The 13695-nt window shown below is 34.2% G+C and carries 16 protein-coding genes; 6 read left to right on the top strand and 10 right to left on the bottom strand.

Annotated features, from left to right (window positions below):
- Positions 1-243: 243 nt before the first annotated feature.
- The 9 genes from Q0543_RS10555 to ccoS all read right to left on the bottom strand — a co-directional run bounded on the left by Q0543_RS10555 (position 244) and on the right by ccoS (position 8894).
- Positions 244-1200: a DUF4349 domain-containing protein gene (locus Q0543_RS10555; RefSeq protein WP_299252431.1), complete on the bottom strand. Its 957-nt coding sequence runs from the start codon at positions 1198-1200 to the stop codon at positions 244-246.
- 417 nt (positions 1201-1617) lie between these two features.
- Positions 1618-2979: an oxygen-independent coproporphyrinogen III oxidase gene (gene hemN / locus Q0543_RS10560; RefSeq protein ID WP_299252434.1), complete on the bottom strand. Its 1362-nt coding sequence runs from the start codon at positions 2977-2979 to the stop codon at positions 1618-1620.
- Positions 2980-2981: 2 nt separating this feature from the next.
- Positions 2982-3683, bottom strand: coding sequence for a sulfite exporter TauE/SafE family protein (locus Q0543_RS10565; protein WP_299252436.1), 702 nt, complete (start codon positions 3681-3683; stop codon positions 2982-2984).
- A gap of 5 nt (positions 3684-3688) precedes the next feature.
- Positions 3689-4129 (bottom strand): FixH family protein, encoded by a 441-nt coding sequence (locus tag Q0543_RS10570; RefSeq protein ID WP_299252439.1) that lies wholly within the window; start codon positions 4127-4129, stop codon positions 3689-3691.
- 11 nt (positions 4130-4140) lie between these two features.
- A complete protein-coding gene (ccoG, locus tag Q0543_RS10575) occupies positions 4141-5550 on the bottom strand; it encodes a cytochrome c oxidase accessory protein CcoG (protein WP_299252442.1) in 1410 nt (469 codons plus the stop codon).
- 17 nt (positions 5551-5567) lie between these two features.
- Positions 5568-6371 (bottom strand): cbb3-type cytochrome c oxidase N-terminal domain-containing protein, encoded by an 804-nt coding sequence (locus tag Q0543_RS10580; protein ID WP_299252445.1) that lies wholly within the window; start codon positions 6369-6371, stop codon positions 5568-5570.
- 12 nt (positions 6372-6383) lie between these two features.
- Positions 6384-6551 carry a CcoQ/FixQ family Cbb3-type cytochrome c oxidase assembly chaperone gene (locus tag Q0543_RS10585; RefSeq protein WP_299252448.1) on the bottom strand — a complete coding sequence of 56 codons (168 nt, stop codon included), beginning with the start codon at positions 6549-6551 and terminating at the stop codon, positions 6384-6386.
- Positions 6552-6579: 28 nt separating this feature from the next.
- Positions 6580-8712: a cytochrome-c oxidase, cbb3-type subunit I gene (ccoN, locus tag Q0543_RS10590; protein WP_299252454.1), complete on the bottom strand. Its 2133-nt coding sequence runs from the start codon at positions 8710-8712 to the stop codon at positions 6580-6582.
- Between the two features lie 5 nt (positions 8713-8717).
- On the bottom strand, positions 8718-8894 hold the full coding sequence (gene ccoS / locus Q0543_RS10595; RefSeq protein ID WP_299252457.1) for a cbb3-type cytochrome oxidase assembly protein CcoS: 177 nt from the start codon (positions 8892-8894) through the stop codon (positions 8718-8720).
- A gap of 163 nt (positions 8895-9057) precedes the next feature.
- Here ccoS and Q0543_RS10600 point away from each other — a divergent pair, with 163 nt between their 5' ends.
- From Q0543_RS10600 to Q0543_RS10625, 6 genes are all read left to right on the top strand, one after another.
- Positions 9058-9810 carry an acyl-CoA desaturase gene (locus Q0543_RS10600; protein ID WP_299252460.1) on the top strand — a complete coding sequence of 251 codons (753 nt, stop codon included), beginning with the start codon at positions 9058-9060 and terminating at the stop codon, positions 9808-9810.
- A 179-nt stretch (positions 9811-9989) separates the two neighbouring features.
- Positions 9990-10487, top strand: a complete 498-nt coding sequence (locus Q0543_RS10605; RefSeq protein WP_299252462.1) for a MarR family transcriptional regulator — start codon at positions 9990-9992, stop codon at positions 10485-10487.
- A 54-nt stretch (positions 10488-10541) separates the two neighbouring features.
- The gene (locus Q0543_RS10610) at positions 10542-10904 is read left to right on the top strand and encodes a hypothetical protein (protein ID WP_299252465.1); all 363 of its coding nucleotides are present in this window, start codon (positions 10542-10544) and stop codon (positions 10902-10904) included.
- A gap of 6 nt (positions 10905-10910) precedes the next feature.
- Positions 10911-11312, top strand: a complete 402-nt coding sequence (locus Q0543_RS10615) for a hypothetical protein (protein ID WP_299252468.1) — start codon at positions 10911-10913, stop codon at positions 11310-11312.
- A 2-nt stretch (positions 11313-11314) separates the two neighbouring features.
- Positions 11315-11767, top strand: a complete 453-nt coding sequence (locus Q0543_RS10620; protein ID WP_299252470.1) for a hypothetical protein — start codon at positions 11315-11317, stop codon at positions 11765-11767.
- Positions 11767-12660 carry a TIGR01777 family oxidoreductase gene (locus Q0543_RS10625; protein WP_299252473.1) on the top strand — a complete coding sequence of 298 codons (894 nt, stop codon included), beginning with the start codon at positions 11767-11769 and terminating at the stop codon, positions 12658-12660. Before Q0543_RS10620 ends, Q0543_RS10625 begins: the two co-directional genes overlap by 1 nt.
- A gap of 165 nt (positions 12661-12825) precedes the next feature.
- On the opposite strand, the gene Q0543_RS10630 is transcribed toward Q0543_RS10625, so the two are convergent.
- The gene (locus Q0543_RS10630; protein WP_299252476.1) at positions 12826-13656 is read right to left on the bottom strand and encodes a universal stress protein; all 831 of its coding nucleotides are present in this window, start codon (positions 13654-13656) and stop codon (positions 12826-12828) included.
- Between the last annotated feature and the right edge of the window lie 39 nt (positions 13657-13695).

Consider the following 13695-nt stretch of genomic DNA (forward strand, 5'->3'; position numbering starts at 1 on the left):
TTATAAAAACGTTAATATTATGAATATATGCTAGTTGATCAAAATGATACTAAAGTAAAAACTTTTTAACAGTCAAGCCCTATAAACATATTTCCAAGATATACACTGATCTACGACAAAACTATAATTATAGCTTTGTCGTGTATGAATATAATTATCTTTAAAAATAAACCTGGATCACCAAACGAATGATCCAGGTTTATTACAAATTATTTTACGGTAACAACTAAACAAAGTTAATTTTTACTTTCTAAACTTAGGCGCTACAAAACGATACAAGAAAAATACCGCAACTGCTGCTAAGATTAAACCCCATAAATTTAAGAGAAATAAAATCGTTACTTCTAAAATCTGCCAGCCTGAAATTAAGGACTCAATTACTTTTTTGCCAAAACCAGGCTCGTATGCTGTAATATTTTTGAAGTCTGCTATCACATCGCGTTTGATATCTTGCCGTTGATACATAGATATTGTAATTGTACTAAAATCAATTTGATCGTTTAGTGCCATATTCGCAATCTTCGCATTGTCTGACTGTTCTTGTTTGTTTGCTAAAATTTCTTCAGACGCAACCGTTTCGTTTAACCTTTTCCCTCTATTATCTATAGCATTGGTTAAACGTCTCTCCGTTTTATCCGCACGCTTTTGGGTTAAATCGTTTGATAACAATTGTAAGGCTACATCATCGGCTGTTATAATTCTATGATCTAAATAATCTATGTGTTTCGCAATTGCTTTTAAGGTGGTATCCAACTTTGTGTTTGGTATACGAATCGTCATTGAATTCAATACTGTAAAGTACGTTGTCTCTAGGGTTGAGTCAGCACTAATAGCCGTAGAATTCACATAGTCAATGGTGCTATATAAGTTTGTGTAGCTTACAAATCCACCTTGTTGTCCTACAATATCTTCAATACCATAGGTTGCTTTTACAACACTTTTAACTTTAAACTTTAAGTCGGCAGTACGAATAAATTTACGATTGCCATTCTTGTTTGTTTCAACTGCGGCTGAAGAAGAAATAGATTCGGAAGCAGCGTCTTTTGCTTTAGATTCAGAAACGGCTGATGCCATATCCACTGTAGAAGCCTCTGCGTTTTCGTTTGATTGATCAGAAGTTCTTTCTGCCTTATGTTCTTGAGAACAACTCAACAGAAAAAATGCAAAAAGTATACTAGTAAAAAGTAGATTCGTTTTCATATTGTAGTGTTTATAGAGGCAAAATACAAAAAATCTAGAGTAATGATTGCATTTATTTGGCTGGGGTTTGGGAAATAGTTTCCAGCTGCGAGTTTCTAGTTGCTATACCGAGTAGATGGGAAGTTTAGAGGAATAAAAAAAATAATGGTCAGGTGTCAATTATGAATTATGAATAAAAAATAGTAGTTAAAGAGTTAGAGAGAAAGAGAGAGAGATTAATTATGAATTTCTTGGTATAGGGTCTTTCGACACTAGACGTTCGTTCGGGGTTAGTACATTCAACGTTTTTTATGGAGTCAGGTAGAAAGACCCGACTCCATAAAAAACGTTGACAGCTATGGTGTGTCACAGACCATGGTAAAATTCATAACTCATAATTCATAACTCACAATTATTATCCTACTGACCACTTTTATATCACATCGAAGTAGAAAACTGCACCTTCGTACTTTTATCTTCCCATAAGCGCACATCAAAAGCCATACAAATATTGCGTAAAAATGCTTTCCCAATTTCTGAAACAGCAAAACTTGTATTACCCATAAGTATTAAACCATCTGCCTCCAAAGCGTGTAGTTGATTTATAATATCCATTGATAATTCCCCTTCTTTCCAAGAAGTTCGATACTGGCACATGACTTCTAATATATGACTTCTCATATATAAATCTTGGTCTGTTAAAATATGTCCTTTAAAAACAGGAATAATTCCTTCATCTACTTTTTTCTGATACACCTCAACTGTTTTTACATTTTGTGCAAAGCCGCCCCAAGTATCACTAATAGATGAAACACCCAAACCAATTGAAAACATCGTATGTTGCGCCGTATATCCCATAAAGTTACGATGGAGTTTACCGTTTTTACTTGCAAGCGTCAATTCATCGTTTGGTAAGGCAAAATGATCCATCCCTACATCGCCATAGCCTGCATCTAAAAACATGGTTTTACCCAATTCATACAAATCTCTTTTAGTAGAGTCGCTCGGCAAATCTGCTTCTGTGAATTTACGCTGACCTGGTTTTAACCAAGGTACGTGCGCATAGCTATAAAAGGCAATACGATCGGGCATCAATCTAATTACTTTCTCTACTGTATCTTTAACCGTGTCGAGTTGCTGCATCGGTAATCCATACACCAAATCATAATTCACAGAAGTATAGCCGATTTCACGAGCTTCATCCGTAACTCGAACAACATTCTCTAATGGTTGTATGCGATTTATTATTTCTTGTACTTTGGGATCAAAATCTTGAATCCCAAAACTTACGCGTTTGAATCCCAAATCATAAAACATTTGTAAATGCTCCTTGGTTGTATTGTTCGGGTGTCCTTCAAAGCTAAAGCATGTTTCTTCTGGAATGATACAATCGGCGTAAATGGTCGTCAGTAAATAATTTAAATTCTCCGGACTAAAAAAAGTAGGCGTTCCTCCACCCAAATGCAATTCAGAAAGAATGGGTTTCTCTTCAAATAAATTCAAATATAATCTCCATTCTTTCAGTATGGTTTCAATATATGGAAGCTCTACTTTATGATTGATTGTTATACGTGTATTGCAACCACAATAAGTACACAAACTTTCGCAGTAGGGTAAATGAAGATACAAACTCATCCCACCTTTCTTATTCGAAATTAAAAAATTTTTTCGAACTGATTGCTCCCATTTCTCTGCATTAAAATCGGATACATCCCAATAAGGTACGGTTGGATAACTCGTATAACGCGGACAAGGCACATTGTATTTTTGCACCAACGCTTCTGAAATGACTTCTCTCATAATTAATGGCAGCTAGATGATGAACAACAAGACTTTTCTGCAGACGGACTTACATAAGGTATTCCTAAATTCATTCCACGCAGTATCAATAATAATCCCAAGGCACAAACAAATACAGGCACTACTCGTGTAAAGGTATTTTTCAATTTCAATGGGATGTAGTTTTTAGTCAGAATCAATGCGACCATTGCAGGCAAGGTGCCCAAACCAAATAAGGCCATATACAAACTACTCTGAACAAGGTCTGCTGTTGCAATCGCTCCAATAATAGCGAGTGATACAAGTCCACAAGGTAATAATCCATTCAACAACCCGATAATAAACAAAGATGAAAATGTATGCGATTTTAAGCGACTACCTATGGATTGTTTTAATGAATTGATAAATGGAAAATCAAAAACAGATTTTCCAGAGAACACTTTCTTAAACGCATATGGAAAAATCACCAATACTATCAATAGTGCACCAGATACAATTGACAAAGTTTGTTGTAAGCCAACAAGTTTGAATGCGGTACCCAACAATCCAAAAATAAGTCCCAATAAAGCATACGTAAAAACACGACCAAGATTGTATATAAGTGCTGCTAAAAATCGCTTATATTTTACTGTCGTCTGAATTGGCAATGCAAGTGCTATAGGTCCGCACATTCCAATGCAATGTAGACTTCCTAAAAACCCCATTACAAATCCAGCCCAAATCATATTCATTATTTTATATCAATTGTTTTTTCCGTATAAAACAACAATGTATCCGCTTGCCAATCCACGTATATTATGTATCTACCTTTAGATAATTGATTCTTGAATATAAATTGTTTTTTGTTTTTTACAGAAATAGGGATAGTCAAATCTTTTTTAATATCCGAAGGCCTATAAATATTAATTGTCCCCTTAATTAAAGAATCTTCAAACTTCACAGGAAACAGAAACAATACCGTATCGTTTGACTGAACAACTTCAACATTGGCATCGTAATTAAGTGTATTGGTTTGCTTGTTAATTTTTCCTTGATATGCTATTTCTCTATTGTAATAATCTTCAGCAACAAGCTCTGTATTAATATCAAATGTTTTATAAACAAGTGCTAACATAAACACAACAAAGCATGTAAAGAAGATAGCGATATAATGTCCCCAATGTAGTTTCATAAACGCATAATTTATTTAACAGGCCCCACAAATGAAGTACTTACTTCATCAATCATTTCATTCCCTTCAAATACGCCAATGGTAATAGGCGTTTTAATCTTTGTAATATCCTTTTGATCCAATACAATAAATAAGGCTCCTTCAGACAAAGCATTTGGAACGATAACAGGAATTTGTCCTACTAATTTTATTTCGCCAGCATGACTTGTAATCTCAAAACGGATTGGAATGGTATCGCGCGTTTTATTTATAATTTTAAAATTGTACAAATTACTATACTTATCATTTCCTTGGCTTTGATACAACATACCAGGAGTTCTTAGTATAGTAGTTTCAACATCTGGTCGCGTTGCTAGTAACACCACCAATGCAACAACGAGTACAACTAAAATAATTGTGTAAGAAATAACTTTTTTCGTCCAAATAAAGCCCGTCCTGTTGCGAATACCTTCTTCAGATACATAGCGAATCAATCCCTTCGGCTTATTTATTTTCAACATAATGCTATCGCATTCATCCATGCACATCGTACAATTGATGCATTCCATTTGTACCCCATTACGTATATCAATACCTGTTGGGCACACCACTACGCATTGGTGACAATCGATACAATCACCTTTACCTTCTGCTTCACGGTCTTCGCCTCGTTTTAAAAATCCTCTTATTTCACCACGAACATAATCATACGCAACGTTAATCGAATTCTTATCCAGCATTACACCTTGTAATCTGCCATACGGACAAACAGTAGTACACACTTGCTCTCTGAAACGAGCAAACACGCCATAGAAAACAAACGTAAATACAACAATTGAAACCAAGCCTCCTATATGATTTACAGGATTATCAGATACAACCTTCCACCATTCATCGGTACCAATGATATAGGTTAAAAATAAATTCGAAATGAAAAATGAAAAAGATAAAAATATGGTGTGCTTCGCTAATTTTTTAAAGAATTTATTTACTGATAAAGGAGCTTTATCTAAAGCCATTTGGCTTCGATAATCGCCTTCAATCCAGTATTCAATTTTACGAAAAACCATTTCCATGAAAATAGTTTGCGGACATGCCCATCCACAAAACACCCTACCATATACTACAGTAAACAATACAATAAATACGATAAAGGCAATCATTGCTAATAAAAACAAATGAAAGTCTTGTGGCCAAAAAATAATACCGAATAAAATAAACTTACGTTCGATTACATTTAATAAAATTAGTGGATCTCCTTTTATACGTATAAAAGGAATCGCAATAAAAAGTAGTAGAAATACATAACTCACATAATTACGAGCGGTAGTAAAAAAACCTTTTGGTTTTTTAGGATATACCCATACACGTTTACCATCCGCATCTACTGTTGAAATGTGATCTCTAAATGATTCGTCTAGGTGATTGTTATGTTCTTCCACTACTTTTAATTATTATATTATTTAACTAAATCACCTTGTGGGGCTTTAGCATTTGGAGGATTAGTTCCTTTAAACGTCAATACAAAACTTGACACTTCTTGTATTTGCACTGCGCTAAGTTGTGCTTGCCAAGGTATCATCCCTTTTTCTGGCACACCAAATTTAATGGTTTTGAAAACGCTTTTGATATCACCACCATGCAACCAATAATCATCTGCAAAATTAGGACCTACGCCACCTTCACCCAACTTACCATGGCAGGCAGCACAGTTTTCCATGAATATTGTTTTACCCGCTTCGATTGCTGTTGCATCTGTCAATACTGTAGCAGAATTCTCATCTACTTTACTACCGTGCAATTTCATTTCTGCTTCTGCAGCTACCATCGATTGCTCGTATTCTTGCAACTGCGTATCACCAGAACCAAATTGATAGTAATAATAATAGGCAAATGAGAAGACAACGGTTGCATAAAACATCCATTTCCACCACGTAGGCATATTGTTATCAAGCTCGCGAATACCATCGTACTCATGATCCATCATAACTTCATGCTCCCGATCAACAGGTACTCCACCCGTAAAATCAAACAAGGGTTCGGATGAATCTTTTTTGCCACTCATTACGCGAAGCGCTATTGTCATGTAGTACAACATAACAAGTATGGCTAGTAACAATACAATTAATATCCCCAATACAAAAACCAATGTAATAGAATTGGAGTTGGAAGACTGAGGAGCTACTTCAGTAACTACACTGGCAGCAAAGGATGAATGAATCATCAACAGAAAAGAAATAACTAATAAAATTCTAGTTTTCATATACCAATGTAATTAGTTTTTTAATGAATCAGTAGTCCCATCTTCTAAAGGAAGATGAGACATAGTAGCAATATTTTCTTTACTTTCTTTAAATACTAGAATCGCAACGATTAAAAAGAATACGAAGAAAATAATAAAGGATATCAAGGGGTAGATTTCAATTCCACCGATGGTTGACATATGAGATTTTATAAACTTCAGCATATCTTTATTTCGTTGAATTTTTAATTTTTATATCTGTACCTAAACGTTGTAGATAAGCTATCATCGCAATGATTTCTTTATCTTTCGTTGTTTTAATATTATCCTTCGCTAGACTTGCTACAATTTTTTCTGCTTGTGCATCCATGTTTTGGTGTACCGTTGCTTCAAACCCATCTGGATATGGAACACCTAAGGTACGCATAGCTGAAATTTTCTTTTCAATGTCAGATACATCCAATGTATTTTCCAACATATTTGCATACGGAGGCATGATTGAGTTCGGTGAAGTAATAGTTGGATCTAGCATGTGATTGTAATGCCATGAATCCGGATACTTACCACCTACACGATGCAAATCTGGACCTGTACGTTTAGAACCCCAAAGATGCGGGTGATCGTAAACAAACTCACCCGCTTTAGAGTATTCTCCATAACGAACAGTCTCTGATCTGAATGGACGAACCATTTGAGAGTGACAGTTATTACAACCTTCTCTGATGTATATATCACGACCTTCTAATTCAAGCGGTGTGTATGGAGTTACAGATGCAATGGTTGGGATATTTGATTTCACTAAAAACGTTGGTACCATTTCAACAATACCACCAATTAATATAACAACCAAACTGGCAATCATAAATTGAATTGGTTTACGTTCCAACCAACGGTGCCAGTGCGCACCTTCGTGTTCTTTGTAATCTTGTTGTAATGCAGGAGCTTCTGCAGCTTCGTTAGCATCAAATATTTTAACAGATGCAACTGTTTTAACAATGTTATAGCACATTACAATAACACCTGTCAAATACAACAATCCACCTATTGCACGTAGCATATACATGTAACGTATTTGCAATACCGTTTCTAAGAAGTTTGGATATGCTAATACACCATCTGCAGTAAATTCTTTCCACATTGCACTTTGCGTGAAACCTGCCCAATACAATGGCAATGCATAAAACAAAATACCTAATGTACCAATCCAGAAATGGAAGTTTGCAAGTTTAAGAGAAAACAATTGCGTTTTGTACATTTTTGGAATCAACCAATAAATCATACCAAAGGTTAAGAAACCATTCCAACCCAAAGCACCAACGTGCACGTGTGCAACAATCCAATCCGTATAATGTGCAATTGCATTTACACTTTTCAAAGACAACATCGGACCTTCAAACGTAGCCATACCATAAGCTGTAATAGCAACGACAAAGAATTTCAAAACAGGATCTATACGTACTTTATCCCAAACACTTCTCAATGTTAATAAACCGTTTAACATACCACCCCATGATGGCGCAATCAACATAACCGAGAATACAACACCTAATGTTTGTGCCCAGTCAGGCAAAGCTGTATATAATAAATGGTGAGGTCCTGCCCAGATATACATAAATATCAAAGCCCAAAAGTGTATAATAGAAAGTCTATAAGAATATACCGGTCTGTTAGCTGCTTTAGGAACAAAGTAATACATCAAACCTAAATAAGGTGTTGTTAAAAAGAATGCAACTGCATTATGTCCATACCACCATTGTACTAAGGCATCTTGAACACCTGCATACCATGAGTAACTTTTCATAAACGTTACAGGAATTTCAACAGAATTTACAATGTGTAAAACTGCAACAGTTACAAACGTACCAATGTAAAACCAAATAGCAACATACAAATGTTGTTGTCTACGTTTTAAAATCGTCCCAAACATGTTCCAACCAAAAACTACCCAGATAATCGTAATGGCAATATCAATTGGCCATTCCAATTCAGCGTATTCTTTACTGGAAGTAAAACCTAAGGGAAGTGTAATAACCGCAGCAACAATAATTAGTTGCCATCCCCAGAAATTGATTTTACTCAATGCATCGCTAAACATTCGTGCTTTACACAAACGCTGTAGCGAATAATACACCCCTGCAAAGATACCATTACCTACAAATGCAAAAATAACTGCATTGGTGTGCAATGGTCGAATCCGACCAAAAGTAGTAATTTCAGCAAAATTGAATATGGGGTATACAAGTTGTGTTGCCGCTAGTAAGCCGACTAGCATACCAATCACGCCCCAAATCATGGTAGCGAAAACAAAATTCCTGACAATTAAATTGTCATAAGAAAATTTTTCAAGCGCATTATTATTCATAGATATTATTTATTTGATTTGTTTGTTATACGAATTTGGGGTGTTGTATCATCAAAAAGCATTCTTTTAGCTGGAGTATCTTCGTCATCGTATTGACCATTCCCTACTGACCATAAACAGGCACCCAAAAAACCTAGGGCTACCAGTAAACTAATACCAATCAATACAAATAAAACACTCATATTTTTGCTGTTAATAGGTTACAAAGAACGTAAATGACATTCAGCATACGAATGACCTATACTATTTACTAATATGACTAAAATCATCTTTTATAAACTTAGGAGTAAATATCTTTGTACTTCAACGTATAAAGTTACCATTCATTTAACGAATTAACAATCCATGATAATACTTATCTTCTTTATCGCACATTGGTATCTATCCTTATTTATGCAAACCTTTTTTCTACATAGGTATGCAGCCCACCAAATGTTCACAATGACTAAAGGCTGGGAAAAATTCTTCTATATTTTAACCTGGGTATTTCAAGGATCCTCTTTCTTAAGCCCCTATGCCTATGGTGTTATGCATCGTTTACACCATACCCATGCTGATACTGAAAATGATCCGCATTCTCCTAAATATTCAACAGGGATATTGGATATGATGATGAAAACAAAAAATATTTACAATGACATTTTGAATCATCGTATAGATATTGAACCCAAATATATTAAAAATGTACCTTATTGGGAGGCATTTGAGAAGTTTAGCGACAATTGGATTTTAAGAATCGGTTGGGGAACATTTTATGTGCTCTTCTATGTAGCCTTTGTACCACCGCATATGTGGTATTTGTATCTATTGCTTCCAATCCATTTCTTAATGGGACCTGTACATGGCGTTGTTATCAACTGGTTCGCACATAAATTTGGCTATGTCAATTTTGAAGTAAATGATACAGCAAAAAATCTATTGCCTGTGGATTTCTTGATGTTTGGTGAAAGTTATCACAACAATCACCACAAATTAGGCGGCAGAGCAAACTTTGGAGTAAAATGGCATGAATTTGATCCAGCCTATCCCATTATTTTAGCTTTAAATGCCGTCCACATCATCAAATTGAAAAAGAATAATGATTTAATTTATATGTAGGATTTCATTCTTGCATGTGTTTTTATTCAGAATACCCTAAGTTATAGTTTTTACTATTTCTTAGGGTATTTTGTTTTATAAAATTTACAATTACCTACATATCAATAATTTATAAGAACTTCCAAATTATACTTTCAATATTATTTGGAAGTTCAATATCTATTGAATACGTTTACATCATGAAATTCACAGAAGCAAAAGAGAAATATATACAAGCTTGGGGTACACTAGGATCCAGTTGGGGCATCAACAGAACGATGGCACAAATACATGCCTTATTAATGGTGGCCACTACTCCACTTTCTGCTGAAGACATCATGGAAGAATTAAAAATATCTAGAGGAAATGTAAATATGAATTTACGTGCCTTGATGGATTGGGGTTTAGCAGATAAAGTACTTATTTCTGGCGAACGTAAAGAATTCTTTAAAGCTGAAAAAGACATTATGAACATCAGTGTTCAAGTGGCCAAAGAAAGAAAGAAAAGAGAACTTGATCCAATTCTAAAATTATTAAATGAAATATCTGAGGTTGAAGGTGAAACAGCAGAAGCAAAAGAATTTAAAAAAGTAACGAAAGACCTATTAAAGTTCGCCAAACAAACAGAATCTGTATTAGACTTATATGCACAATCAAACCAAAACTGGTTTTTTAAAATATTAGGAAAATTGAGATAAAAAAATTTAATATAATGTTTCAATAATTATTGAAAGTTCTGAACATAACATATTATGAAAGCGACCTACATTGTTAACCTACTCTATCTATTGCTTGCAGTAAACACAACGTACTTTCTAGGTAAAAGTTTAAACAAGCATGGAGAACATTTTCTACGTGCCATATTTAGCAATCGAATGGAAATCGTACTACCAGTAAATAAAATTTTGCTTATAGGTTTTTACTTAGTGAACATAGGCTTGGTTTTGCTATTCTACTCTACTCAAGAAAATATTTATTCTTTAAGTCATTCAATCGAATATTTATCTTTCAAAATTGGTATAACCTACCTCGTAATAGCAGCAATGCATTACTTGAACATTCTAGTATTTATACTTATTGAATCGAACATACATAAACAAACAATTAAACTATAAGGAACCATGGAAAATCAAATTGTAGTACCCGAAGTGATTGACAATACATTAACCATAATAATGTATTTGATTTATTTACCAATCGCATTAGGAATGACATTCTTAGTAGCGCGTATCCTCTTTAAGAACAGTAAAATATTCATGTTGGATATCTTTCATGGAAGAACGGAAATCGCTTTTGCCACAAACCGCTTGTTTGAAATAGGCTTTTATCTACTGAATATTGGTGCGGCCTTACTTATATTGAGCACCTATCACATCGACAACTACCAACAGATGATAGAAGTACTGAGTTCTAAAATTGGTGGATTCTCAATCTATTTAGGCATCATATTATTCTTAAATTTATTGTTATTCTTTAGAGGAAGAAGAAAGTCAAATCAACCGATTCAACATCCAATACAATAAATATGAATTCTTCAACTAAAATTATAAGTAGATATATTGCTGTAATGCTTTTTTCAATAGGCATTACAGCAATTACCTTAAGTCGCTTTTCGTTACTCATACAATCGGTATTAACGATTCCGTATAATTGGAAAATAGAATCATGCATTGTTGTAGGGCAACTTCTATTTCAATTGCCTTTTATTTGGAAGAATAGTGGTTTCGAAATTATTCGTTATCATTACACGATGTTACTAATATCGTTATTGGGATCGGTGATGCTTTGGCCAATTATTGCCATAAACATATACGATCCACAGCCGCTATTCGTAAACATTATTTATTTCTTTACCGTAGTAAGCATTATGTTTCTAACACACATGTACAGAGTGAAAAAATTACATCTCCCCCATTACCTATGTTATACATGGGTATTGTATCGCTTATTAATCTTACCTTTTATTCTCAATTATTAATGAAAAAGAAAATTGTTATTGCAGGTGGTACAGGCTTTATTGGAGGGTATTTAGAAAACTATTTTACGAACCAAGGTTATACTGTTAAAATCATATCGCGCCAAGCACATACAATACTTTGGAATAATGAAAATGGTATTATTGACGCCTTAGAAGGTGCAGAAATGCTTATAAATTTGGCAGGTAAATCAGTAGACTGTAGATATACAGAAAAAAATAAAGCAGAGATTCTAACGTCTCGTATTGACACGACTACAATTCTTGGCAATTGCATTTTAAAATGTACAAACGCGCCTACGCTATGGTTCAATTCGAGCACAGCAACAATCTATCGACATGCAGAAGATAGACCTATGACAGAATCTACTGGTGATATTGGTTCAGGATTTTCTGTGGGCATTGCAACACAATGGGAAAAAGCATTTTTTAATTTCAACTTACCTTCAACAAGACAAGTTGCGTTAAGAATGGCAATCGTTCTGGGCGACGAAGGTGGCGTAATGCATCCTTTAAGAAATCTCGTTCGTTTTGGTTTGGGCGGTAAACAAGGAAATGGAAATCAGCGTTTCAGTTGGATACACATTGACGATTTAAAAGATATTATTCTATTCATTCAGCAACATCAAGAAATGTCTGGAGTCTATAATTGTGCGGCGCCAGGTCCGGTAACAAACAAGGAATTTATGAAATTACTACGTGCTTCCATGCACGTCTCTTTTGGATTAAACACACCAAAATGGATGCTTAAAATTGGAGCAATAATGATTCATACTGAAACAGAATTGATTTTGAAAAGCAGATGGGTTTTGCCAGAACGATTAACAAACGAAGGATTTGTTTTTAAACATCCCCAATTAAAACAAGCATTGGAAGCAATTGCCGAAAACAAATAATCCTAAAAAAATAATCTAATCTCGAAGACGATAAATCGAGATTAGATTATTCCATATTTTATTTAAAATTAGTCTTATTTTTAAGAAAGGTTGGCAGAAAAGACACTACCTTCGCGAATTAATATAAGAACAATATATAATTAGATTTGGTATTAATTATTTTTATTACGAAGCCTGCATCACCAATAATGGAACGCGGGTATGGTATGCCATTAATTTAGTATTACTTTTTGAGAATATACTTTTAAAAAACGGTTTTTCACTTCTTGCCATACAAAGCATATCAATATATAAGCCTTCAATATTTTCTTCCAACCCGTCTTGCACACTTTTATTGTAGAATAATTTATAAGATATATTTGAATAACTGATCCACTTTTTCATTGAAACAGTTAATAAATCCAGTGCTAATTTATTCTTATTTAATTCGTCTGAATTTGTATAGACATGGGAAACAATAACTTCAGCTTCAAATATAGAGGCAATCTCACATACATTCTTTAATTCTATAATATCGTTTTCTAGAAAGTCTGTAGCGTACATCATTTTTCGAATGAGCCTAAAGTTGCAATTAGCAGGAATAATCAAGACAGGACAACTCACTTCTTTGAAAATTGTGACAGATGTTGTTTCAAAGAAGAATGCATCCGCTCCTTGCGCACCATTAGTTCCTGTAACGATTAAATCAATATCAAATTCTTTTACAGCATCTTTAATATCATCTCCCAACAAACCAGTAACAACTTTCTTATCTGCAGGTATACCAAGTTCATTCAATTGCTTAATCATCGCATCTATTTTATGATGCACCTGTTCCGTATCGTCGGCTAATCCTGTATAAATGGTATCTAATACTTCATTTGTAATTAAAACCAATTTACTTGAGTGAAGTAACACAACCTTACAATTCACCTTTCTTGCTAATTGCTTCACATAATCTAAGGCATTCTTAGAAACTTCTGTAAAATCTACTGGAACGAGAATATTTTTAATCATAATTGAATTGTTAAAGATTCACTTGGTTGTAATAAGATA

Origin of the sequence: uncultured Cytophaga sp. (assembly GCF_937863595.1) — a bacterium.
In the GTDB taxonomy this organism is placed as follows: domain Bacteria; phylum Bacteroidota; class Bacteroidia; order Cytophagales; family Cytophagaceae; genus Cytophaga.